23 protein-coding genes are annotated in these 22531 nt (G+C 65.9%); 12 read left to right on the top strand and 11 right to left on the bottom strand.

Annotated elements, in window-relative coordinates:
• Window positions 1–43 precede the first annotated feature (43 nt).
• The 6 genes from QWJ37_RS09515 (at window position 44) to QWJ37_RS09490 (ending at window position 4617) form a co-directional block, all read left to right on the top strand.
• A complete protein-coding gene (locus tag QWJ37_RS09515; RefSeq protein ID WP_290245141.1) occupies window positions 44–718 on the top strand; it encodes a M15 family metallopeptidase in 675 nt (224 codons plus the stop codon).
• Between the two features lie 109 nt (window positions 719–827).
• Window positions 828–1988 (top strand): FAD-dependent oxidoreductase, encoded by a 1161-nt coding sequence (locus QWJ37_RS09510; RefSeq protein WP_290245140.1) that lies wholly within the window; start codon window positions 828–830, stop codon window positions 1986–1988.
• A complete protein-coding gene (gene sigJ / locus QWJ37_RS09505) occupies window positions 1922–2893 on the top strand; it encodes an RNA polymerase sigma factor SigJ (protein ID WP_290245139.1) in 972 nt (323 codons plus the stop codon). The genes QWJ37_RS09510 and sigJ overlap by 67 nt, the downstream gene beginning before the upstream one ends.
• A gap of 27 nt (window positions 2894–2920) precedes the next feature.
• Window positions 2921–3385 carry a hypothetical protein gene (locus tag QWJ37_RS09500; RefSeq protein WP_290245138.1) on the top strand — a complete coding sequence of 155 codons (465 nt, stop codon included), beginning with the start codon at window positions 2921–2923 and terminating at the stop codon, window positions 3383–3385.
• Entirely contained in the window at window positions 3378–3677 is a 300-nt protein-coding gene (locus QWJ37_RS09495; RefSeq protein ID WP_227902060.1) for a transcriptional regulator, read from the top strand. Before QWJ37_RS09500 ends, QWJ37_RS09495 begins: the two co-directional genes overlap by 8 nt.
• 112 nt (window positions 3678–3789) lie before the next feature.
• Window positions 3790–4617, top strand: a complete 828-nt coding sequence (locus QWJ37_RS09490; protein ID WP_227927893.1) for an SDR family NAD(P)-dependent oxidoreductase — start codon at window positions 3790–3792, stop codon at window positions 4615–4617.
• Between the two features lie 4 nt (window positions 4618–4621).
• Here QWJ37_RS09490 and QWJ37_RS09485 read toward each other — a convergent pair whose 3' ends face one another.
• The gene (locus tag QWJ37_RS09485) at window positions 4622–5167 is read right to left on the bottom strand and encodes a DUF4334 domain-containing protein (RefSeq protein ID WP_290245137.1); all 546 of its coding nucleotides are present in this window, start codon (window positions 5165–5167) and stop codon (window positions 4622–4624) included.
• Window positions 5168–5202: 35 nt separating this feature from the next.
• The gene (locus QWJ37_RS09480; RefSeq protein WP_231709776.1) at window positions 5203–6111 is read right to left on the bottom strand and encodes a sugar-binding domain-containing protein; all 909 of its coding nucleotides are present in this window, start codon (window positions 6109–6111) and stop codon (window positions 5203–5205) included.
• A gap of 253 nt (window positions 6112–6364) precedes the next feature.
• Here QWJ37_RS09480 and QWJ37_RS09475 point away from each other — a divergent pair, with 253 nt between their 5' ends.
• The gene (locus tag QWJ37_RS09475) at window positions 6365–8104 is read left to right on the top strand and encodes a glycerol-3-phosphate dehydrogenase/oxidase (protein ID WP_290245295.1); all 1740 of its coding nucleotides are present in this window, start codon (window positions 6365–6367) and stop codon (window positions 8102–8104) included.
• Between the two features lie 70 nt (window positions 8105–8174).
• Here the strand turns inward: QWJ37_RS09475 and QWJ37_RS09470 are convergent, their stop codons facing one another.
• A complete protein-coding gene (locus QWJ37_RS09470) occupies window positions 8175–9908 on the bottom strand; it encodes a CocE/NonD family hydrolase (protein ID WP_227902056.1) in 1734 nt (577 codons plus the stop codon).
• A 186-nt stretch (window positions 9909–10094) separates the two neighbouring features.
• Between QWJ37_RS09470 and QWJ37_RS09465 the strand changes: the two genes are divergently transcribed.
• Window positions 10095–11033 carry an MBL fold metallo-hydrolase gene (locus QWJ37_RS09465; RefSeq protein ID WP_290245136.1) on the top strand — a complete coding sequence of 313 codons (939 nt, stop codon included), beginning with the start codon at window positions 10095–10097 and terminating at the stop codon, window positions 11031–11033.
• A 111-nt stretch (window positions 11034–11144) separates the two neighbouring features.
• On the opposite strand, the gene QWJ37_RS09460 is transcribed toward QWJ37_RS09465, so the two are convergent.
• The 5 genes from QWJ37_RS09460 to QWJ37_RS09440 form a co-directional block, all read right to left on the bottom strand.
• A complete protein-coding gene (locus QWJ37_RS09460) occupies window positions 11145–12503 on the bottom strand; it encodes an aromatic acid/H+ symport family MFS transporter (RefSeq protein ID WP_290245135.1) in 1359 nt (452 codons plus the stop codon).
• On the bottom strand, window positions 12500–13432 hold the full coding sequence (locus QWJ37_RS09455; protein WP_290245134.1) for an alpha/beta hydrolase: 933 nt from the start codon (window positions 13430–13432) through the stop codon (window positions 12500–12502). Before QWJ37_RS09455 ends, QWJ37_RS09460 begins: the two co-directional genes overlap by 4 nt.
• A gap of 41 nt (window positions 13433–13473) precedes the next feature.
• A complete protein-coding gene (locus tag QWJ37_RS09450; protein WP_227902052.1) occupies window positions 13474–14592 on the bottom strand; it encodes an FAD-dependent monooxygenase in 1119 nt (372 codons plus the stop codon).
• A 65-nt stretch (window positions 14593–14657) separates the two neighbouring features.
• Window positions 14658–15590, bottom strand: a complete 933-nt coding sequence (locus QWJ37_RS09445) for a phosphotriesterase (RefSeq protein WP_227902051.1) — start codon at window positions 15588–15590, stop codon at window positions 14658–14660.
• A gap of 58 nt (window positions 15591–15648) precedes the next feature.
• Entirely contained in the window at window positions 15649–16713 is a 1065-nt protein-coding gene (locus QWJ37_RS09440; protein ID WP_290245133.1) for a phosphotriesterase, read from the bottom strand.
• A 226-nt stretch (window positions 16714–16939) separates the two neighbouring features.
• Here QWJ37_RS09440 and QWJ37_RS09435 point away from each other — a divergent pair, with 226 nt between their 5' ends.
• Genes QWJ37_RS09435 through QWJ37_RS09420 form a run of 4 tightly spaced genes read left to right on the top strand, consistent with a single transcriptional unit; the run spans window position 16940 to window position 20141 of the window.
• Window positions 16940–18133: a cytochrome P450 gene (locus QWJ37_RS09435; RefSeq protein ID WP_290245132.1), complete on the top strand. Its 1194-nt coding sequence runs from the start codon at window positions 16940–16942 to the stop codon at window positions 18131–18133.
• Window positions 18130–18321 (top strand): ferredoxin, encoded by a 192-nt coding sequence (locus QWJ37_RS09430; protein WP_227902048.1) that lies wholly within the window; start codon window positions 18130–18132, stop codon window positions 18319–18321. The genes QWJ37_RS09435 and QWJ37_RS09430 overlap by 4 nt, the downstream gene beginning before the upstream one ends.
• On the top strand, window positions 18318–19505 hold the full coding sequence (locus QWJ37_RS09425) for an NAD(P)/FAD-dependent oxidoreductase (protein WP_227927889.1): 1188 nt from the start codon (window positions 18318–18320) through the stop codon (window positions 19503–19505). Before QWJ37_RS09430 ends, QWJ37_RS09425 begins: the two co-directional genes overlap by 4 nt.
• A gap of 21 nt (window positions 19506–19526) precedes the next feature.
• On the top strand, window positions 19527–20141 hold the full coding sequence (locus QWJ37_RS09420) for a TetR/AcrR family transcriptional regulator (protein ID WP_290245131.1): 615 nt from the start codon (window positions 19527–19529) through the stop codon (window positions 20139–20141).
• 89 nt (window positions 20142–20230) lie between these two features.
• Here QWJ37_RS09420 and QWJ37_RS09415 read toward each other — a convergent pair whose 3' ends face one another.
• The 3 genes from QWJ37_RS09415 to QWJ37_RS09405 form a co-directional block, all read right to left on the bottom strand.
• Entirely contained in the window at window positions 20231–20893 is a 663-nt protein-coding gene (locus QWJ37_RS09415) for a malonic semialdehyde reductase (protein WP_290245130.1), read from the bottom strand.
• A 52-nt stretch (window positions 20894–20945) separates the two neighbouring features.
• On the bottom strand, window positions 20946–21689 hold the full coding sequence (locus QWJ37_RS09410) for a GntR family transcriptional regulator (protein ID WP_290245129.1): 744 nt from the start codon (window positions 21687–21689) through the stop codon (window positions 20946–20948).
• 100 nt (window positions 21690–21789) lie between these two features.
• A complete protein-coding gene (locus QWJ37_RS09405) occupies window positions 21790–22281 on the bottom strand; it encodes a CarD family transcriptional regulator (protein WP_227902043.1) in 492 nt (163 codons plus the stop codon).
• Window positions 22282–22531: the final 250 nt, after the last annotated feature.

The raw sequence follows: 22531 nt of genomic DNA, 5'->3' as shown, positions 1-22531 counted from the left end.
AATTGCACGCTGCTGTGGGAAAGTTGCTGGGGGAGGAATTGTCATGCCGCGCCAGTACGTCACTACGCACATAGCCTTGATTGGCTGCGTATGTCTCGCCCTCCTGATGTTCCTGCCGCCGGCCGGCACGGAACCGGGAGCACCGGCCACCGGACCGGGCCTGGATTTTGACTCGCCCGCCAGCATCAGCGTTCTCGTCAACAAGGACCGTCAGCTCAGCGACCCAGGTTTCCGGCCTCCGGACCTTGCCGACGTCCACGGAGTGCAGCTGCGCCGCGACGCCGCGGAAGCGTACAGCCGAATGTCCGCGGACGCCGCGGCAGGTGGCTCCCCGCTGAGGGCGGTCAGCGGATTCCGATCCGCTGAGGCACAGGCGGAGCTGCATGCCGCCTACATCCGCAACCAGGGCCGGCATGCGGCCGAAGCAATCTCCGCCCGGCCCGGCCACAGCGAACACCAGACCGGACTCGCCGTGGACATCGGCAACCCGGACGCCGCCTGTTCCCTGCAGGCCTGCTTCAAGCACACGCCCGCCGGGGCCTGGACGGCAGCCAATGCGCACCGGTACGGCTTCATCATCCGCTATCCGGAAGGCAAGGAGCTGACCACCGGGTACAGCTACGAGCCCTGGCACCTGCGCTATGTGGGGACAGACCTTGCCGCCAGGCTCCACGGCGAGGGAATCACGCTCGAGGAATACGCCGGGCTGACGCAATAACCCGCCCGGCCGGGACCCTGTCACAAATCGGTTCCCCGCGGTGTCTTATGTTCACAACCGGTGCTCCAACGACGCACCGGGCCAGGACACACAGACAAGGAGCAACCCCATGGACACCACGGCAGTTATCCTGGGCGGCGGATATGCAGGAGTCATGGCGGCCAACCGGCTGGCGGCCAGTGGACGGAGCGGACTGAAGGTAGTCCTCGTGACTCCCGGTCCCCGGTTCGTGGAAAGGATCCGGCTTCACGAATACACTGCCGGTACACGCGCGGATGCCACCGTGGATTATGGCTCCGTCCTGCACCCGGGGGTGCACCTGGTCCGGGATGCGGCAGCCGGGATCCTGCCGGACATGCGCACCGTCCGGCTCGCCGCCGGCGGTGACCTTGCCTATGACTATCTGGTGTACGCCGTGGGATCAGCGGCAGCCGCAGCCCCTGGTGGTGCCCTGCGGATTGAACATCTGGAGGGGGCCGCCGGCGCCCGCCGCGAACTGTCGGCACTGCCCGCCGGCGGCCGGGTGGCAGTGGTGGGCGGAGGCTTCACCGCCGTCGAAACCGCGGCGGAGACTGCGGGGGCCTTCCCGCACCTGAGCGTGGCTCTGCACAGCGCCTCGGACGTGGCCCGGACCCTGGGAATACCGGCCCGCAGGGCCCTGGTGAAGCGCCTCGGAAAAGCCGGGGTGCAGCTGCACACCGGGAGTGCCGTTGCCACCGACGGCGACGTCCGGCGGAACCTGGCCGCCGATGTCGTGCTGTGGTGTGCCGGTTTTGCCGTTCCGCAGCTCGCCGCCAACGCCGGGCTGGCCGTGGACGGCAACGGCAGGCTGTGCCTGGAACCCACCCTGCAGGCGCAGGGGAGCGGACGCATCTATGGCGCCGGTGACGCAGCCGTGATTACCGGCCCGGACTATGCGTACCTGCGGATGTGCTGTGCCGCCGCTTTGCCGATGGGTGCTGACGCGGCAGGGAACATTCTGCGCGCCGTGGACGGAACGCCGGGGGTGCGGCATAACAGCGGATTCCGAGGGGTGTGCATTAGTCTGGGCCGCAGCGACGCGGTGGTCCAGTTCCTTGCTGCCGACGATTCGCCTGCCCGGCTGCACCTGCACGGCAGGACGGCGGCAGTGCAGAAGGAAATCATCTGCCGCATGACGCTGCGGTGGATCCGCAGCGAAGCCAAACGAAGTGGGGCATATACATGGCCGACGGGACCGAAGGTGCCAACGACGACGCCGGCGGCGCGGTCCGTTCACCTCATGGAGTGAGCGCCAGCCCGGACCGTGATGCCCAGTTCCTGGCACACCGCAGGCTGGTGTTCACCATTGCCTATGACGTACTGGGAAGCGTGGCAGACGCCGAGGACGTGGTGCAGGAGACCTACCTTCGCTGGCGGGAAGTGCAGGCTCCCGTGGCCGATCCGCGCGCCTACCTGGCACGGATCGCGTCCCGGCAGGCACTGAATGTTCTCCGGGCTTCCGGCCGGCGGCGTGAGGACTATCCCGGCGAATGGCTGCCGGAGCCGCTGCCCACCGGTGAGGACGCGCACCCTGCGGACCCCGAGGCGGCTGTGCTGACGGCGGGGGAAGTGTCCACTGCGATGCTGGTGCTGCTGCAGACCCTCACGGGGCCGGAACGGGTTGCCTTTCTGCTGCATGAGGTATTCGACTTCGGCTATGCGGAGATTGCCGCCGTCCTTGATGCCGGTCAACCCGCGGTGCGGCAGATGCTGCACCGCGCACGTTCCCGGGTGCGGTCCGGCACACCACGGGCCGGTGCGGATACCGGTGAACACCGTGCAGCGGTGGAACGTTTCCTTCGGGCCGCCATGACCGGGCAGGTCCAGTCCCTGGTTGATCTGCTGGCGCCGGGAGTGGTGCTGGTATCCGACGGCGGCGGCAAGGCGAGTGCTGCACTGCGCCCCGTCCACGGCCCGGAGAAGGTGGCACGGCTGATGCTGGGGCTGGCGGACAAGTACGGCGACGGGGCGGTGCCCTTCTTCATGGAACTTAACGGCCTGCCCGCCGTCGCGTTCTGTGAGGAGGGCGCCGTGACCACGGTGTTCCAGCTGGAATTTTCGGCGGGCGGAAAAGTGCAGTCGGTATTCGCCGTCCGCAACCCGGAAAAGCTCCGGCGGATGCAGGAGGGCCCCGGAACAAGTCACTTGCCATAATGGAAAATAAGATAGACACTTGCCGTTATGGAAAATGACTTTGATAAGCGCGCCGAAGAGGCCGCGGCCGGACTCCGGATGCTGAACGCTGACCGCAGCACCCTGGCCGGTGCCGTCCGGGTGCCGAGGGTGTTGCTTGCAGGGTACGGCGGCGTGGCTGCGTGGTACGTGGCCGCTGCGGCGGCGGCCAGTCCGGGAGCGGACTATGAGCCGTCCGGTTCCGCCTGGCTGGCGCTGGTGGCGGTGCTGATCATCACTTACCTGATCCAGCGCGAGACCGGAGTGAAGTTCCGCCGGATGGGGCGCCGGGCCATGGTGGCCGTAGCCGGCATCCTGGCGGGAAGCCTGGTGCTGTTCTCCATCTCGCTGGCCTTGGTTTCCCTCGGCATCGTGTGGGCAGTGGGGCTCACAAGCCTGGCGGCGTTTGTGCTGGCAACGTGGCTTTCCGGCGTCGCCTACCGAAGCGGCCTGGACGAGCTCCGCCGTGCCTGACGCGCAGTTCAATGACCTGATCCACGCGCCCGTCCGGCTCCGGATCTGCGGACTGCTCAGGCCGGTTGAGCAGCTGGACTTCGCCGTCCTGCGCGACACCCTGGGGGTGGCGGATGCGGCGTTGTCCAAGCACCTGAAACTCTTGGCCGATGCAGGGTATGTCCGGCTGGTCAAACAGGCATCCGCGAACCGTGGGGACTCCCGGCGCCTGACCTGGGTGCGCCTTACCCCCACAGGTGCGGATGCCTTTGACAGCCACGTCCGCGCGCTGCGGGAGATAGCCGGGCAATAGCGGGCAGCCGGTGCGGCGCACAGGGCGCAGCCCAGGGCGGAGCCGGACCACGGGGGGCTATGGTGGAACCAACATCCAGGATCCCGGCAGGGCCCACCGAAAGCAGGCGTGCGTGAGTCGAAAAACCATTGTGATCACCGGCGCAAGCGACGGCATCGGTGCTGCCGCCGCCAAAGCGCTGGCCAGGGAACAGCAGCACGTAGTGGTGGTCGGCCGGTCAAGGGAAAAGACGGCGGCCGTGGCGGAGCAGACCGGAGGGGAGTACTTCCTTGCCGACTTCGCGGACCTGGACAGCGTGCGGAACCTGGCCTCGGAACTGCTGCAGCGGTACGAGCAGATAGATGTCCTGGCCAACAACGCAGGTGCGATCTTCGGCAAGGAACGCCAGGTCACGGATGACGGGCACGAAATGACGTTCCAGGTGAATTACCTGGCCCCGTTCCTGCTCACCCGGCTCCTGACTGACCGGCTGATCCGGTCCAAGGGCACGGTCATCAATACCTCCAGCGTCGCCAACCGCTACTTCGGCCACGTGGACCTTGACGACCTGGAGGAAGAGAAGGACTACAACCCCCGTAAGGCCTACGGCGACAGCAAGCTGGAGCAGATCCTTTTCACCGAGGAATTCGACCGGCGCTACCGTTCCCACGGGGCTACCTCCACCGCCTTCCACCCCGGCGTCATCGGCTCCAGCTTCTCCAGCGCGGAAGGGTCGGCCATGCGCTCCCTCTACCAGGCGCCGCTGGTGCGCCGGCTGCTGCCGACCCCGGAAAAGGGTGCGCGCACCCTGCTGTTCCTGGCACGCGGTACACCGGGGGAGGATTACCCCACCGGAAAGTACTTTGAGCGATGCAAGGTGGCCCGGCCCAACAAACAGGCCGGTGACGCAGCACTGGCTCTGGGGCTGTGGAACCGTTCCGTTGCCATGCTGGATTCCTGAGTCCCTACCCGCGCCGCAGCACGAAAAAGTACGGCGCCCGGGTGCCGCGCAGGTCCATGCACCCCAGGACAGTGTTTGCGTCCACCCGTCGGAAGACGTCATTGGCCGGCAGGGAATCATAAATCATGGTGGCCGACGACACGCCGCGGTACTCGGTCATTCGTAGGCGGGCCCGGGCGTGCCGGGTCCGGAGCAGCCGCAGCAGCGGCCGGATGCGGTGTAACAGGCCGGAGCGGCGCAGGGCAGGTGCCAGCCGCAGGACGGCCCGGAGCGGAACCGGGGCCGGATTCACGGCAAAGAGGCCGACGGCGGAGGAGAAGACCAGCGGGAAAACGTCCTCCGGCCCGTCAAAGCGTTTTCCGTGCCAGCCCAGCGGTTCCAGCAGGCCGTCGAGGGGGTGGCCCGTGGGAATACCGGCACCCCGCCACGATCCGGACATTTCGGATACCGTCACCGGTGGCAGGGCATCGAAGAAGGCGAGGATCGCGCCGGGGTCCGCCCCGGTCTGCAGCTCCCGCAGCCGCCGGGCGGTCTGGGGATTTCTTTCCATGGGTCCTGCCTTTCCTTCTCCGACCACCGCCGGACCTAGGAGGATGCCAGCCGCCGCGCGGAGTTTTCATCCAGGATCAGGTCCGTCACCAGCCCTGCATGCAACGCGCCCAGCAGGCTGGTGGTCTTGGTTTCGCCGGCCACCACGCAGATCCGCCGCGGCACTTGCCGGAGGGTCGAAAGATCGGGGCCGGTGCTGCGGCTGTTGAGCCGGATGCCGTCCCAGGTGCCGTCCGCCCGGTAGAACATGGTGGCAACGTCACCCACCACGCCTTCGGCCATCAGGTCATTGAGGTCCTCGTCATCCAGGTAGGACCCGTTGTACACGTGGCTGGGCACGCCTGCTTCCATGGAACCGACACCGAAGATGGCCGTATTCATCCGGGCCTGCAGGTCCAGCACACGCTTCACCGGCCGCTCACGCCACATGGCGTCCTTCGTTTCGGCATGATCGAAAAACGCGGGGACAGGGAACTGCACCACCCGCGCACCATATGCGTGGCCGAAGCGCTGCAGGATTTCACTGGCGTAGGTGATGCCCGAGGTGCGGAAGTTCCCCGCACCGTTCATCTGCACAATAGTGCTGTCATGCGTGCTCTTGACCGGCAGATGCTGGCTCACGGCCGTGAGGGTTGAGCCCCAGGCCACGCCCACAATCGCATCCGAATCGATGAGCGGGCTGATCAGGTGCGCTGCCTGCACGGCTACCCGCTGCAATGCCTGCGCCGCGGAAACGGTCTCGGCCACCGGAACCACGTGCGCCTGGACGCCGAAGCGGGAGCTGATCTGCCGTTCGAGCGCCGGCGCCCGGTCCGAGGGGCTGCGGATCTCAATCCGCACCAGCCCCGTGCTCCTGGCGTGGGCCAGCAGACGGGACACCGTGGAGCGCGAAACCCGCAGTTCGCGGGCGATCGCCTCCATGGTCAGGTTCTGCAGGTAATACATTTGGGCGGCCCGCAGGGCGTCCCGGTCCCTGCCCTCCTTCTCCGTGGCGGGAACACCGCCATTAGCCTCCCGTGGAGGGATGGTGAGACCAACGTTCACTTGCTGACCACCGACACCGCTAGGTTTTCCATATATCCATTATCGCAGGGTGCACGTTTGTGCATTGGTTCGATGCGGCGGGCCGCGGACTCTGAACATTGTGGGATATGGCAAAGCCGCCACAGAAGCGTTTGGAGATATCGTGGACAATTCCGTGAACCCCAGTAGTACAGACAAGACCGCCGCAGTCCGGACCCGTCCGGTTGTACAGCAGCTGAAGGACCGTCCCCGGGCCTCGGTGCTTATTGTCGGCGGCGGCATTAACGGTGTAGGCACCTTCCGCGATCTCTCGCTGCAGGGTGTGGACGTTGCCCTCGTTGAGCGCGGCGACTACTGCCAGGGTGCCTCCGGCGCCTCCTCGCACATGATCCACGGCGGCATCCGCTACCTGGAGAACGGCGAGTTCCGCCTGGTGCACGAGTCCGTCGTCGAGCGCAACGCGCTGCTGCGCCTGGCCCCGCACTACGTCAAGCCGCTGCAGACCACCATCCCCATCACCACCACGTTCTCGGGTATCACCGCCGCGCCGCTGCGTTTCCTGACGCACAAGCAGGGCAAGCACACCGAGCGCGGTGCCGTGCTGATCAAGGCCGGCCTGCTGATGTACGACTTCTTCTCCCGCGGCGGCCGCGTGGCCCCCAAGCACAACTTCGTGGGCAAAAAGAAGTCCCTGCAGGAACTTCCCCTGCTGCGCCCGGACGTCAAGTACACGGCCACCTACTTTGACGCCTCGGTGCACAACCCCGAGCGCCTGACCCTGGATGTGCTGCGTGACGGCCTCGAGGCCAACCCGCAGTCCCGTGCCAGCAACTACGTCAGCGCCGTGGGCGCCACCGACGCCGGCACGCTGCTGCGCGATGAACTCACCGGCGAGGAATTCACCTTCGACGCCGATGTGGTCATCAACGCCACGGGCGCCTGGGTCGACGAGACCAACGACTCCTTCGGCAAGCGCACCTCCTTCATGGGCGGCACCAAGGGTTCGCACATTGTTCTGGACCACCCGGAACTGCTGGAAGCATGCAACGGCCGGGAAATGTTCTTTGAGCACACCGACGGCCGCATTGTCCTGATCTACCCGATGGGTGACCGCGTCCTGGTGGGCACTACGGACATTGACGCCGACATCCGCGAGGACTCGGTCTGCACCGACGAGGAAGTCGAGTACTTCTTCGAGCTCATTGCCCACGTCTTCCCGAGTGTTGACGTGCGCCGCGACCACATTGTCTACACCTTCTCCGGTGTCCGCCCGCTGCCCAAGCATGACGACACGCAGCCCGGCTTCGTGTCCCGCGACTACCGCATCGAAAAGCGCATGGACAACCGCGGCGGCCGGAACGTCACCACGCTGTCCCTGGTGGGCGGCAAGTGGACCACGTTCCGTGCGCTGTCCGAAAACCTCGCCACGGCGGCCATGACGGCCCTCGGCATGCCGCGCAAGACAGCTACCGCCGAACTCCAGATTGGCGGCGGCAAGGACTTCCCGCGCACCGAGGCCGAAGAGCGCCTGTGGGTGAACCGGACCGCCAACGAGGTAGCCGACCGTGACCGTGTCCGCGTCCTGCTGACCCGCTACGGCACCCGTGCCACTGACGTGATGGAGTTCCTGGCCCAGGGCGGAGACCAGCTGCTGGCGTCCACCCCCGAGCTGAGCACCCGCGAGCTCGAGTACATGGTGGAGCACGAGCAGATCACCCGCCTGTCCGACGTCCTGATCCGCCGCACCTCGCTGGCCTTCCGTGGCCTGGTGTCCGAGGAAATGCTCACCGAGATGGCGGACCTGCTGGCTCCGCAGCTCGGCTGGGACGATGCCGAAGCCAAGCAGCAGGTGAAGGCCACCCGTGAGCTGCTGGTCACCAAGCACGGGATGAAGATCCCGGCCATGGCTTCCTAGCCGGCAACAGTACAAATAGCAGAGGGCGGGCGCCGGATCCGGTGCCCGCCCTCTGCTGTTGTGTAGGCGGTTAGCCCTGAGACGCCTCGCCGGTGGTGAACGGCAGTACCAGCCGGGACGGGTGCGCGGCGTCGCGATAGATCTTGTGCGTCACCGGGCGGCCTACCGGAAGATGGAACGCGTCCGGCGGCAGCAGGGCATTATGCTCGTCCGCCAGCGGTTCGTCATTGGACAGTTCCACGACCAGCCGGTGGCCCGGCCGGAAGGTGGCGGCAAACGGATAGAGGCGGATCACGTACTCCTCGACCACGCCCGGTTCCACCGGCACTGCACGGGTATGCGGGTGGTAGGGGTTGCCCTCGGTGGTCCGGTCCGCGTCGAGTTCCCGGTGCGATGCCTTCAGGTAGCCGGTGGTGATCAGCTGGCGTGTGCCGTTCGGGGCGCTGTCCCACAGCCGCAGGATGAAATTGGTGTCCGGCTGGTCAATCTCTGCAAAGATGTGCGCTGCGCCGGATCCCATCAGTTCCGTATCCTGCTCAAACGCGTCAGTGCTCCAGCTGAGGATTTCCACCTTGTCAGTCACCGTCAACGGGGCCTGGTAGAAGCCGTCCGGGGCTGCGTACTCCGTGCCCATGGGTTCGGGCTCCGGCGACAGTTTGCGGCGCGGGCGCAGGTAGAGGGGGCGGTAGTCCACCGGCTTGGGCGGCCAGGCGCTGCCGGTGACCTGTTTCCTGCTGCCCTCCACAAACACACTGACCGCGGGTTCGTCCATGACCCCGTTCTCGATGCCCTTGATCCAGTAGTCATACCAGCGGAACATCTTCTCGTGTTCCTCGATGAAGGGGCGTGACTGCATGGGCGGGTAGGAACCGATATCGAGTTTCTTCGGTCCCTTGAGCGCGTCGAAAAGCTCAATGGTGCCGTCCATGGTCCAGCCACGGCCCTGGTCGATCTGCAGGTACACCGGAATATCGATGTTCGGGGCCAGCGTGATGGGGTTGCGCTCCTCGTACCACTCGCCGTCGAGCTCGTTCATCACGATGTCGAACCAGGCCTCATGGTGCTTTGGATAGTTCAGGGTGTGCACCAGGTTGGGCCAGGCCGCGACATCCGGATCCCGGAGCCGCTCGGCCACCAGCTTTTTCAGTTCCTCGGGGGAGTAGCGCTCCAGCATGCGGGACTTTGTCCGGTCCGTGAACGCCCAGCCGGAGTCTCCGCCGCGGCCTTCGCGTGCGGCACGCGGCATAAACCACATCACGCCGCCGTGGTAGGTGGTCTCATAGAAGTCATAGTGGCCGCCGGAAACGAAGATGGCCTTCAAATGCGGCGGGCGTTCGGCCGCGGCCAGGACCTGCATGGAACCGAAGTAGGAGATGCCCACCATTCCGACGTTGCCGTCGCACCAGGGCTGCTCGGCGACCCATTCAATAAAGTCGTACGCGTCCTGGCCCAGGGAAACGCCGCCGGCGTTGTAGTTACCGATGTGCTCACCCCCGGAGTCCCCGGAGCCGCGCAGGTCTCCGATCACATGGGCATAGTCCTCGCGGACTATGCGGGCTATGTCACCGGCCTCGATGCAGCCGTCCCACATGGGGCTTGGGCGGCGCTGCGGCGGCATGGTGAGCGCGAGGGCCTGCAGTTCCTTGCCGTAGGGGCTCAGCGCAACCAGGGCCGGCCGCGGTTTGTCTTCGGTGCCGTGGTACACGTCCAGCGCCAGTTCAACGCCGTCGCGCATGGGGGCGCGGAGATCCTTGCGAATGGAGATGGTCTCGCCACCGGCATTCCACGTCGAGAATTCAGCCATGCAGATGTAGCTCCTTAGGGACGGCTGATGGCCAGTGGTGGCCGGCAATCAGCGGGTGACAACAACATATTATTATAATAAACTTTGTGTGTGCAAGACCACAGTGGTCCCTGCCGCCCCGGCGCCGCCCCGCGCGGTGCCACAATCATCCAGTAGCCGGTGTCCGGTGCAGCTGAGGAGCAGAGAATGACGCAGGACGTGAAGATCCATCCTTTGGAGTCGCCGTGGGGCCGGTTTGGCCTCTACAGCTTCTTCATCGATGCCCCCGAACCAGCCATCGTGGACACGGGCATCTCCTCGTCGCCCGCAGACGGCATGGTGCCGGCGCTGGAGGCACTGGGCAGGAGCATCAGGGATGTGCGCTGGATCCTGCTGACCCACGGACATATTGACCATTTGGGCGGGGCGCGCGCGCTCTGGGAGCTGACGGGCCGGCGTGCCCAGGTGGTGATTCATGAGGCGGATGCACCCCTGCTCCGCTCGCGGGACCGCCACCTCGACCAGTATGTCGACGTCCGCCAGCAGTACCTGAAGGATCCCGAAGGTGTGGCCGAACAGACGAAGACCGCCCGGGCCGTCATATCGGGGGAGCTGGAGCCGACCATGCTGGTGCGTGGCGGCGAGCGGCTTTCGCTGGGCGGCGGCGTCTCCGTTTCGGTGCATCCCGTGCCGGGGCATACCGCAGGCTCGGTCGCCTACGTGGTGGATGGTCAGAACGACGTTTTTGTCGGCGACGCCGTTCAGGTCCATGGCGCAGCCAACGGTTTTCCGGGGTACGAGGACCCGGCGGCTTACCGCGCCAGCCTCCGGTACCTTCTTGATCAGGTCCGGCCCGGCCACCTGTACCTGGGCCATCCGTACCGGCGTTCCGACGGTGAGCCCTTCGGGGTGGAACTCGACGCCGGACAGGCACGGGAGGCACTACAGGAGAGCCTGGACATCGAGGCACGGATTGCAGGCGCAGCGGCCCGATGCCTGCAGGACGGGCTGCGGGAGACGGACTCCGTTTACTCGCCGTTTGAGCCGGTGGCGCGGGAGCTTGGCTACACGGGGAACCCCACCCTGGAACCCTCGCCCTTCTTCACCACCCTGGACGGCTACCGGCGGCTGCATTCCGGTTCGTAGCCGCGGGCTGTCTGCGGGGCGGGAGGCAGACAGCGCGCAGACGACGACGGCGGCCCGTCTCCGAAAGGAGGGGGGCCGCCGTCGTTGTTGCCTGCAGGGATGCTGCCGTGCTCAGCGGGGTTCGGCCACGGGGGATCCGGCATCCGCGCCCTGGAGAGCGTCCTTTGGCGTCCCCTTCCTGCCCAGCGGGACGAAGAAGAACGCCAGTGCGGCGATCAGTCCCGGGATGGCGAAGAACAGGAAGTTCATTTCCACCGGCAGGCTCAGGGTCAGGAGCACACCGCCGAAGGTCGGACCCAGGATGGCGCCCATGCGTCCCACTCCGGACGCCAGACCGATGGCCGTTGAACGGATGGAGGAGGGATAGTACTGCGCCACGAAGGAGTAGGAGATGTTCTGCGCCCCCATGGTGCAGGCCCCGGTTACTGCCACCAGGAGCAGCAGGACGGCCATGTTGCTGCCGAAACCGAGCAGTGTCAGGGAGACCGCGGAGACCACAAACATGGGTACCAGTACGCGTTTGACGCCCCACTTGTCCGAGAGCTTGCCCAGAACCAGCGTGCCGATGATGGCACCCACGTTCAGGACAACCATAAACGTCAGGCTCGAGTTCAGGGCGTAGCCGGCTTCCACCATCAGTTTCGGCAGCCAGGTGGTCAGCCCGTTGATCATCAGCAGGCACATAAAGAAGGCCACCCAGATCATCAGCGTCCCCAGCGCCCGGCGGTTCCTGAACAGCGCCGTCACCGGACTGCCCGGTTCCTTTGCCTGGCTGACCGTGAACGTGTCGTCCTGGGCCGGAACGGCCGTCGGGTTCACCTTGCCGAGGGCGGATCGCAGTTCAGCCGTTTTCCCCTGTTCCAGCAGGCTTGCCGGGGAGTCCAGGAAGTACCTGGTCATCAGCGGCAGGAAGAGCAGGGGCAGCGCAGCCACCCAGTAAACGCTCTGCCAGCCGAACACCGGAAGCGCCAGCATGGACACGAAGGCTGCCAGGATGCCGCCCACCGAGAAGAAGCACATCACCACGGCCACCAGGGTGTTCGCCCGGTTCCGGGGCGCATAATCGGTCAGCATGGCAATAAGGCAGGGCAGGATGCCGCCGATGCCCAGGCCGCCGATGAAGCGCAGCACGGAGAAAACCTCCGGGTTCGGCGCGAAGCCGCACAGGGCGCTGGCCACGGAGAAGAGGACAACGCTGAGCGTGAGGACCCTCGTCCGGCCCAGCCGGTCAGCCAGTATCCCGAAGAGGATGGCACCCACCATCATGCCGAAGATGCCGTAGCTGCCAATCGCGCCGGCTGCCACCGGTCCCAGCGACCATTCCTCCATCAGGACCGGCAGCACCGACCCGTAGACCACCAGGTCATACATGTCGAAGGTGATGATGAAGCAGGACCAGAACAGCATGCCGGCGTGGAACCGGTTGAAGGGTGTCCCGGCGATGAACTCCCGGACGTTGACCGGATTCACGGCTGCTCGTTACCGGTGAGGAACTGCGCCGTCTCCCTGAAAGCCGCATAAAACTCCGGCAGCCAGGAGAAGTTGGCCACGAAACCGTGGTTCGCGCCGGCGTAGCGGTGCAGCTGCACGGGGACCCCGGCCTCCGCCAGGCGCTTTGCATAGAGTTCACCCTCGTCGCGCAGGGGATCATGCTCGGCAGTGATGATCAGGGCCGGCGGAAGGCCGGAGAGGTCACCGCGCTTGATGGGCGAAACGAGGGGATCCGCCGGGTCCGCACCGTTCTCGAGGTAGAACGCGTTGAAGGGTGCCAGGCCCGCAGTCTCCAGCCCGTAACCTTCGGCGTTTTCCCGCATCGAGGCGTAGCGGTCCACATCGAAGTCCAAATCCAGGGACGGGTAAAACAGGACCTGATGGGTGATGCCCTGCCAGCCGTCGTCCTTCGCCATGGCCGTGAGGGCAGCGGCGAAGTTGCCGCCGGAACTGTCTCCGGCCACCGCGAGGCTCCGTCCGTCCCAGCCCAGCTCGGCACCGTTGTCCGCCGCCCAGCGGAGGACGGCGTAGCTGTCCCGGAGTCCGGCGGGGAACGCTGCCTCGGGTGCCAGCCGGTATCCGACGGAGATCACCTTAAAGCCCGTTTCCTTGGCCAGGGAACGCGCGACGTGATCGTGGGTGTCGAGGCTGCCGAGGAAGAACGCGCCACCGTGCAGGTACACCAGCAGGCCGTAGCTGTCAGCGTCCACGGGTGTGTAGATCCGTACCGGCACGTCCCCGGCGGGCGTTGCTGCGGTGCGATCCTCAACGGCGTGCAGCGGCAGCCGGTCCGCCGGAGGGGGAACCTGCGCCGCCTCGCCGGCGCGCATGGCAGCCGGATCCAGCGGCGAGCCGTCGGGGGCGGGGATAGTGGCCAGGATTTTGGCGATTTCCGGATGTATCGTCATGTTGTTTCCTTGGTGCTTGAAAGTGCGGGGGACAGGCTGGCTCAGCGCGCCGGTGTCTGTTCCGGGAAGGCTGTTTCCGCGGACTCCGGGGTCCAGCCCAGCCGGGACAACCGCTGCAGTTCATCCGTGACGGGCTTGCGTACGGCCTGGAACTGTTCGAGGGCGGCGGGGATCGAGTCCGCAGCCAGCAGGGCGTCCGCGAGGGCGCCGGCGTCCTGGATGGCTGAGTTGGCGCCCTGGCCCTGGTGGTGCAGCATGGCGTGTGCCGAATCCCCGAGCAGGGTGACCGACTCGCTGTGCCAGACGTCCACCGGGTCGATGTCATAGACCGAACGGCTGGTCACCTTGGTGATGTCCAGGGTGCGTGCAACGTCGATGACGCGCTGGTCGAAGCCTTCCAGGACGGCGACGAGCGATTCGTTGGTGATCACCGGTGCCCAGGAATCGTCGTCGGAGCGTGTGGTGATGTCGTAGGACACCTCGTTGCGGTGCCGCAGCGGCAGGGTGTAGGCCACGGTGCCGTTCCGGGCCACGTAGAAGCGGGGGTTGTCGTCCGTGACCAGGCCAAACGCGTCGTCGATGGAAATAACGGTGCGGTAGGCATGCTCGCCGGCGAAGACCGGCGGCTTCGCACTGAAAAGCTGCTGGCGGACCAGGGAGCGAATGCCGTCCGCCGCGATCACCAGATCGGCGGTTACCGTGCGGCCGTTTTCGAACGTGAGGGTGGACTGCGCGCCGTTGTCCGTGATGGAGGTGAGCTTGTGATCGGTGTGGACCATCTGCTCCGGCAGCGCACCGAAGAGAGCCTCGATGAAGTCGCCGCGGTGGATGATGCGGGTGTGGTTGGTCTGGGCGTAGCCGTGCAGCATCGGCCATTCCTCGCGTGCCAGGAGGTGGGCGCCGTCGTCGGACAGGATCCGTAGGTGGTCGCTGGGTGCGCTGACCGCCGCAATCCGGTCGAAAATGCCCCACTGGCGGAACAGTTCCACCGTGGTCGGGCGCAGGCCGATGCCTGCGCCCACCTGTCCGAAGGCCGGAGCCTGCTCATAAACGTGGACGTTTTCGGCGCCAATGCTCTTCAGCGCGATGGCCGCCGCGGCGCCACCGTATCCTCCGCCGACAATGGCGATGTGCAGGTCTTTGAATTCAGAGATTTCCATGGGTATCGCTTTCCCTGTCCGGAGCGTCGCTGCGCCGGGCAGTGTGTGGGGCGTTTCGGGAATGTTCAGGCGGAGATGGAGAGGAATTCTGCGGGGTTATCGACAAAGAGGGTCTTGATGTCTGCCTCGTCGACACCGGCATTGCGCAGGTCCGGCATCAGGTCCTCGAAGATGTAGTTGACCGTGTGTCCCTTGACCCCGGGCCAGCCAAGCGGGCTGCAGTTGGCGTCCGCGGACGCCAGCAGCCGGTTCAGGTGTCCCTTTGCGATCAGGTCAAGGAAATGGTCCAGGCGTTCCTTGCGCGGCCGGGCCCAGAACGGCGGATCAGGCAGTTCGGTCTCGTAGCCGAAGGTATCGAAGCCAATGCGGCCACCCTGGCTCATGATCCATTCGCTCGGAGTGTTTTCGGCGTTCAGGCCGTCATCTGCATGGCCGAACAGCACCCGGTCCAGCGGCAGGCCTTCCTCATTGAAGATCCGGATGGCGGGTGCCGGATCGATGGCGAGGTGGGTCAGGATCGGAACGCCGGTGGCTACCGAGGCCCGGGCTGCGGCGCGGTAGATGCGCTTGTCGAGCTCGGTCATCCGGCCGCCGCGGCTCACCCCGACCTTGATGACGCCGGCCCTGCTTCCGGTGTCCCCGATGCCCACCGTGATTTCGTGGACAAAGACCGAGGCCAGATAGGCCACGCTTGCGCGGGCAAAGTGCGGCAGAGCGGTGTCTCCGCCCACAAATCCGGTGCACGCCACAATGTGCACGCCGGTCTTTTTGGACAGGGACTTGTAATAGTCCACATCGCGGCCGTTGCAGATCCCCGTGGCGTCCACGATGGTTCCGCCCCCGTACTCATGGAACTGCCGCAGCTTCGGCACCGTTTCGGCGTACCGCTCTTCCGGCGTCTTCCACCACTTTTCGTCCAGTTCGCTGCCGGGCATGCCGTAGCCGATATGTTCGTGCACGGCTACGATGCCGAGCTCTTCGGCCGGAATGGTACCCAATACAGTGTTTACTTTTGCCAACACCAACACCTCAGAAAATAGATAAGTTTTTGATTGTTCAGACGCCGGCCGCTGCCGGGGCAGGCACGGCGCCGCGCACGGAAAGCAGGACGCGGGGGTTATCGACCAGGAATTGCCGGGTGACTTCCTCTCCGAGTCCCTGTGAGTGCAGGAACGGAACGAAGGTGGACAGGACGTAGCTGAACGGCAGGTCATAGCCGGGGTGGCCCTTGGCCACGCCCACGGAACCGCCGGAGAGCAGGATCTGTGCGGCGTACCCGGCGTTCACCATCTCCTGAACCAGGCCGGCCCGCCGGCTGTCGTCCACATATGCGTCCTCCCCGTTCGTGCCCACCCGGTCAAGGACCACGTAGGCTCCGCGGCGGGCCACCTCCAAGGGTGCTCCTGCCTCCACGGCGTCACGGCGGTCCAGTCCGCCAACAAGCACCCTGTCCGCCGCCAGTCCCTCCTCGAGGACAACATCAAGGTCATGCAGTGCGTCGGCGCCGAAGCGGATGGATACCGGAATGCCTGCTGCCTGCGCGGTGCGGGCCGCGCCGCGGAACAGGCTCTCCTCCGTTGGCGTCATGCCGGCGCGGTCCGCAGCCGTTGCCACCAGGCCGGCAGCTGCCCGGCGTTCGAGGCGGGGGATCACCATGCCGTCGATGGCTTCCCTGGTAAAAAGGTCGGCAAACTTGTCGGCCGGCCACGGGGTAGGCGGGTTGGTCTGCGGGGTCAGGAAGTAGCCGCCCAGCATCTCTTCGGGCCCCATGCCCGTGGAGGCGACAATGTGCACGCCGGTGGAGCGGGAAAGGGCTTCATACAGGGGAAGGTCCCGGCCGTGGAACATGCCGGTGCTGTCCACGACGGTGCGTCCGCCGTGCCGGTGGAACTCGGTCAGCTTAGCTGCCAGGGTCTCGAAGATCTCTGCCCGGTCCATGGAGATGTCGGGGGCATACTCCGCACCGGGAAGCACTGAAAGGAGGGCCTCATGCACTGCCACTGGGCCCAGCTGATCGGCGGGAACGGGGCCCAGCACGGTATTGACGGTGGCGCTGCGGCTCTGCTGTCCGACGGCGCCCGGGGAAGTACTTGCGGCGTCGCCGCCGGCGAAGTGGCTCACTTGCCTCTCCTTTGAAGCTCGGGTGGGTGCGAGGCGCATATGGCGCTGCTCACACCCGTTGTTGATGTGTGGGTAGCATCACAGATTCCTTTACACCGTGTCAAGTAAGACATCAGAACGTCAGGTTTATATGTGATGCTTGACACACTGTAAACCTTCCGTCCAGACTGTTTGCAGTTGTCTTCGCAGCCCTTGCCCCTGTCCCTCGAAACAAAGGAGTTTCACCATGAGCAGCACAAAGGTGCCCATGAACGCACCCGCCGTTTCCGACGTTGACCTCTGGGACGACGCCGTCCTGGCCGATCCGTATCCCGTGTACGCCGAACTGCGTGAGCTCGCCCCGGCGGTGTACCTTCCGCGGAACGATGTGTATGTGCTGACCCGGTACGAAACCATCCGGGATGCGCTGGGTGATCCCGAAACCTTCTCCTCCACCTCCATCGGGTTCAACCCGATGGTCAACGAGGCACTGGCGGGCACCTCCCTGGCGTCGGACGCACCGCTGCATACCCAGCTGAGGGCCACGCTCTCCGCGAACCTGACGCCGCGGGCGCTGCGCGGGCTCAAGGTGGTCATTGAGGAGAAAGCAGACAAACTGGTTGCCGGGTTGGCAGCCGGCGGCGGTTTCGACGCCATTGATTCGCTGGCCCGTGCCTTTCCCCTGGAAATTGTGGCGGACCTGATCGGCTTCGACGGTGCGGTGAAGGAGAACATGCTGCGCTGGGGACAGGCGGCCATGCAGGTGATCGGACCGCTGAACCAGCGCACCCGGGAAAGCTTCCCGATTGCCGGGGAACTGTACGAGTGGTGCTCATCCGTCACTGCCGGGGATCTGCTTCCCGGCTCGATTGGGCGCGGGATCTTCGACGCCGAAGCCCGGGGCGAGATTCCGGCGGGCTACGCCGGAAACATCATCCACCAGTACCTCGGGGCCGGCGTGGACACCACCATCGCCTCGATTGGCAATGCGGTGGCGCTCTTTGGCCGGCATCCCGGGCAGCTGGACCTCATCCGGGAGGACCCCTCGCTGGTGCCGTCCGCCTTCGCCGAGGTGCTGCGGTACTGGGCACCCATCCATGTGTGGGGGCGCCGCGTCACCGCGGACGTGGAGATAGGCTCCGCGACCGTTCCGGCCGGGTCGCAGGTGGGCATCCTCTTCGGCGCGGGAAACCGCGACCCCCGGCAGTACGCGGACCCGGACCTGTTCGATGTCACCCGCAATCCCGTGGACCACCTCTCCTTCGGCTACGGCCCCCACGGCTGCGCCGGACAGGGGCTGGCGAAGCTGGAAGGCCACGCCATTGTCGGTGCTCTGGCACGGCACATGAAGTCCTGGACAGCAGGGGAGGAAATCCGCGTCCCCGGCAACATCACGCGGAGCATTGATGAACTGCAGGTAACGAAGGTGGAGGCAGCATGAGGATAGAACTGGACCGGCCGCGGTGCGAGGGCCACGGGTTGTGCGAGGAGGCGGCCCCGGAACTGATGCACCTCGATGACGACGGCGAGCTGGTGATCGATGTTGCGGAAGTGGATCCGGCGGACGCTTCGGCGGCGAACGCCGCCGTGCGGATCTGCCCCGTGGCAGCTCTGCGGCTGAGCGCATGACACAGCGGCGCATAGTGGTGGTGGGTAACGGGATTGCGGGCCTGACGGCCTGCGATGCCCTGCGTGCCGGCGGGTTTGACGGGGAACTGACCGTAGTAGGGGCCGAAACCCACCGGCCCTACAGCCGCCCGGCGCTCTCGAAGGCACTGCTGCACGGCGGGGAAGACCTCGCCGCGCATGAACTGCCCGCGCCGACGCACGGTGCCACCGAGATGCTTGGGGAATCCGCTGCCGGGCTCGATCCCCGGGCGCGGGTGGTCCGGCTGGATTCGGGAGGGGAGCTGCCGTACGACGGACTGGTGATCGCCTCCGGTTCCCGGGCGCGCCGGCTTGGCCCGGCAGCGGACGACGGCGGCGCGGGGCACGAAGTCACACTGCGGACCTTTGAGGACGCTCTCCGCCTGAAGCGGCTGGCCGCTGCCGGGCCTTCGGTGGTTGTCGTGGGTGGCGGCCCGCTGGGAATGGAAGTCGCTTCAGGATGTCTGAAATCCGGCTGCCGGGTGACCCTGGTTTCCGACGGCCCGCCGCTGTCCCGGCAGCTGGGCGGTTACCTGGCGGACATTTTCGCCACGGCGGCCACCCGGCAGGGGCTGAGGATCATCAGCGGCGGCGGCAGGGCGCAGCTCGAGCGCTCCGACGCCGGTACCACGGTGCTGCTGGCGGACGGAAGCCGCCTGGAAGCAGATCTGGTGGTGACGGCTGCCGGCGATATCCCCAACACGGAGTGGCTGGCCGGGTCCGGGCTGCTGACCGGCGGGACACTGCAGGTGGACTCCCGCGGCCGGGTGCGGCCGGACATTGTCGCTGCCGGGGACGTAGCCAGTTTCCCCACCGGCAGGGGAGTGGCCCGGGTGCCGCTGTGGACCAGCGCCATTGACCAGGCCAAGGTTGCCGCCGCCGGACTGCTGCACGGGCAGGAGGCACCCGAACTGGCTTTCCAGCCGTACTTTTGGACCGAAGCATTCGGCCTGTCGCTCAAGGCAGTCGGATTTACGCCCGTTCAGGGTGCGCCCGGCTCCTCGTCGGACGGGCCAAACGAGGACTCGCGGCTGATGTGGTGGGGCAGCCCGGACGGGGCAGGGACCGCAGTGTCGGTGAACTACCGCATTCCGGTTCCCAAGCTGCGCCGTCTGGCCAGCCAGGGACCCGGCGTGCTCAGCCCGCCGGTGCCTGTCCGCACCTGACTGACTGCTACTGTAAACAGCATGTCGTCGCTGCGTGAGGCCCAAAAACAACTGACGCGGGACAGGATTGTCGAGTGCGCCCTGGAGCTTTTCACCGCCAAGGGATACGCCGCCACCACCATCGATGAAATTGCTGTGGCGGCCGGTACCACCCGGGTCACTTTCTACGCTTACTATCCGTCACGGACCGAGCTGATGAAGGATTTCATGGGCCGGGTGAACTCTGTCCTGGAACGGGCAGCCGGTGCCGGGCAGCCGTCCACGGCCCGGGAACTCGTGGAGGTGGTCCGGGCAGGCCGGATAGCGGGTGTCCTGGACTGGCTGGAATCGCGTGCTGCGCTCTGGCCGGTGTTCCGACCCTATCTGGACGTGCTTGAGGAGGCTGCCGCCCTTGATCCCGAGGTGCGTGCACTTATGGACGGGTGGCATGAGGAAGTCATTTCCGACATTGTCCGCGGCCTGCAGCTGGCCGGACGCTTCCCTGCCGAAACCCACCACATCCGGGGCACCCTGGCCTACACGCAGTTGGATTACGTGGCCACCCTGTGGACCCGGCGGAAACTGGAGCCGAACCGGGAGCACGCGCTGGAGGTGCTCGCGGACAGCTGGTACCACCTGCTGTGCGACGATGCCTGACAGGTGAATGTGAGCAGAAGGCCCGCCGGAGTCCGGCGGGCCTTCTGCTTTATTCTTAGTGCTCAGGGTTTCCCAAGGACCCGTGCTTCCTAGAGCTCCGTGACCGCCGTGGCGTAGTCGAGGCGGGGCAGACGGGGGTGACGCGGTTCCGTTGCAGCGGGAACGCCGATGTTCACCACCAGGAAGGACTGGCGGTCCAGGCCGGCATGCAGATCGGCATCCAGCCCTGCGGCGTCAAAGCCGCCCATGGGACCGGCGGACAGGCCAACGGCACGCACCGCAAGCAGGAAGTACCCGGCCTGCAGGTGGGCGTTGTTGTTGCCCATCATGGCGCTGAGCTCGGCGTTGGCGGCAAAGACGGCGCCCTGGGCGGGAGCCGGCGGGAAAACCGTGGCGAAATGCCGGTGCCAGCTGCGGTCAAAGCTGAGGACGGCCGTCAGCGGAGCCGCTTCGGTCTTTGCTTTGTTGCCCTCAGCCATGTGGGCCGCCAGGCGCCCGCGGGCCTCAGGCGAGCGTACCCAGGTGATCCGCAGCGGCTGGATGTTCATTGCCGTGGGGCCCATTTTGGTCAGCTCATAGATGTCCCGGAGCTGTTCATCCGTGACCGGCTGGTCCGTGAACTCGGCAACGGTCCGTGCGTCGCGGAACAGCAGGTCCAGGGCTGCTGAGTCGAGCGCCGAGGTTGATTCGAGAGTGCCGTCGCTCATGCCCAGCAGTCCTCCTTCAAAGTAGATGGTTGAAGGTTTAACCATACGGCTGCGTGGGAGTATGTCCAAAACGAACGGCGTCCGGTGACCGGAAGTCCTAGCGCCCGGTTACGAATCTGTACCTGAACTGGTCGGCGCGGTGTACCGCGGAACGCCAGCCGGCCGGCCGCCCGTCGGTGGTATAGAAAACCGTTTCGATAACCAGCAGCGGACTGCCTTCGCGCACCCCCAGTGCGGCAGACTGCTCCGCCGTTGCGGCGGTAGCCCAGGATTCATGCTCGGCCCGGCCAAGGGCAATGCCCAGCTCCCGTTCCAGCAGCTCGAAGCCCGAGCCGGACTCCTCCAGTTCGAGGACGGTCGGAGCAAAGCCCTCCGGTGCACGGATGTAAATGCGCGCTTCGAGCAGGGGTTCACCCTCCACGGAAATCACCCGGGTAAAGTGAAGCACCCGTTCCGCGGGGTCAATGCCGAGGACTTCTGACATCTTCTCCGGAGGTTCCACCCGTGCGATGTCGGAAACGATCGATGCCGGATGCAGGCCGCTTTCGGTCAGGTAATGGTAAAGATCGCCGGTACGCACGTGGGCCGGGCGGAGAATGCGCGGGCCGGTGACCGGAAAGGTGCCCCTGCCCTGCTTCCGGTAGACATACCCTTCCGAGGAGAGCTCCTTCAGGGCCTGCCGGATCGGCGCCCGGCTCACGCCGAAGCGCTCCAGCAGCCGGTCCTCGGTCATGGGCGTGCCCGGATCCGCCGTCCCGTCGGAAATCTCCGTGCGGAGGATGTCCTTGATCTGCCGATACAGGGGGACCCCGGACGAGGGATCAAGTTCGCCAGCGGCCATGGTGTTCGTACTCCAAGTGATAAACAGCGGGGATCACAGTCAACCACGATTCGGAGCCGATACCCGGACATTACGGGCGTCCGGGGCCCGCAAACCCGCCCTAGGCGGCCGCGCCTGAACTTGACCAGACGGCGTCCAGCCGGCCGCCGGCGTCGTCCTCCGAAATACCCAGGGAAAGGGAAATTTCGGTCAGCAGCGGCCGGCGGGCATGCCGGAGCATTTCCCGTTCCGCCTGCGAGAGCCCGCGGTCCGCATCGCGCAGCATCAGGTTGCGGACGACGGCGGCAATCACCATCGGATCGCCGGTTGCGATCTTTTCGCTGTTGTCCTTGTAGCGGCGGGACCACTGCGGATCCTCAGTATCCGCGGGAGCCTTCAGGACGGCGAACAGGGCAGACAGCCCGGCGGAATCAAGTACCGGCCGGAGGCCCACATGTTCAACCTGGTCAACAGGAACCCAGACCAGCAGTCGGGAGGACCGGACCTCCAGGACAATGCAGTCCTTCTGCATCCGGGGGTGGGTCTGATAGGACATCACGACGGCGGGGCCGTGGTGGGGGTGGACCAAAACCTGTCCCTCTGAAAATGGCAAGTAATTACCTCCTGGCGGAAGTCCGGGGCCACGCTCGATGCCCTTCCGGCAGGTCGCCGGCGGTAACCATCGTTTCAGCTGCGGACAGAACTGCCCGGCGTGCCAAAAGCACGGATGCACCCGGCCACCTATGGATGGAAGCAGCTGCACCTGCGAGCCCGGCCACTGGATCTATTTTACGCCGGAAACCCCGGCAAAATCCGGTGCCTGCGGCCGGATGCGGGTCCGAGGTCCGTGAAAAAACCTGCAG

This window comes from Arthrobacter sp. YD2, from assembly GCF_030410475.1.
GTDB lineage: Bacteria > Actinomycetota > Actinomycetes > Actinomycetales > Micrococcaceae > Arthrobacter_B > Arthrobacter_B zhangbolii.
The sequence above is the reverse complement of the archived record's forward strand: the minus strand, read 5'-3'. Positions and strand labels throughout refer to the sequence as shown.

Coding starts and splice junctions, on each gene's coding strand:
- QWJ37_RS09515 (WP_290245141.1), top strand. CDS start 44: ATGCCGCGCCAGTACGTCACTACGCACATAGCCTTGATTGGCTGCGTA.
- QWJ37_RS09500 (WP_290245138.1), top strand. CDS start 2,921: ATGGAAAATGACTTTGATAAGCGCGCCGAAGAGGCCGCGGCCGGACTC.
- QWJ37_RS09430 (WP_227902048.1), top strand. CDS start 18,130: ATGAGGATAGAACTGGACCGGCCGCGGTGCGAGGGCCACGGGTTGTGC.
- QWJ37_RS09420 (WP_290245131.1), top strand. CDS start 19,527: ATGTCGTCGCTGCGTGAGGCCCAAAAACAACTGACGCGGGACAGGATT.
- QWJ37_RS09425 (WP_227927889.1), top strand. CDS start 18,318: ATGACACAGCGGCGCATAGTGGTGGTGGGTAACGGGATTGCGGGCCTG.
- QWJ37_RS09480 (WP_231709776.1), bottom strand. CDS start 6,111: ATGTATTACCTGCAGAACCTGACCATGGAGGCGATCGCCCGCGAACTG.
- QWJ37_RS09450 (WP_227902052.1), bottom strand. CDS start 14,592: ATGGAAATCTCTGAATTCAAAGACCTGCACATCGCCATTGTCGGCGGA.
- QWJ37_RS09465 (WP_290245136.1), top strand. CDS start 10,095: ATGACGCAGGACGTGAAGATCCATCCTTTGGAGTCGCCGTGGGGCCGG.
- QWJ37_RS09485 (WP_290245137.1), bottom strand. CDS start 5,167: ATGGAAAGAAATCCCCAGACCGCCCGGCGGCTGCGGGAGCTGCAGACC.
- QWJ37_RS09415 (WP_290245130.1), bottom strand. CDS start 20,893: ATGGTTAAACCTTCAACCATCTACTTTGAAGGAGGACTGCTGGGCATG.
- QWJ37_RS09410 (WP_290245129.1), bottom strand. CDS start 21,689: ATGGCCGCTGGCGAACTTGATCCCTCGTCCGGGGTCCCCCTGTATCGG.
- QWJ37_RS09435 (WP_290245132.1), top strand. CDS start 16,940: ATGAGCAGCACAAAGGTGCCCATGAACGCACCCGCCGTTTCCGACGTT.
- QWJ37_RS09455 (WP_290245134.1), bottom strand. CDS start 13,432: ATGACGATACATCCGGAAATCGCCAAAATCCTGGCCACTATCCCCGCC.
- sigJ (WP_290245139.1), top strand. CDS start 1,922: ATGGCCGACGGGACCGAAGGTGCCAACGACGACGCCGGCGGCGCGGTC.
- QWJ37_RS09510 (WP_290245140.1), top strand. CDS start 828: ATGGACACCACGGCAGTTATCCTGGGCGGCGGATATGCAGGAGTCATG.
- QWJ37_RS09470 (WP_227902056.1), bottom strand. CDS start 9,908: ATGGCTGAATTCTCGACGTGGAATGCCGGTGGCGAGACCATCTCCATT.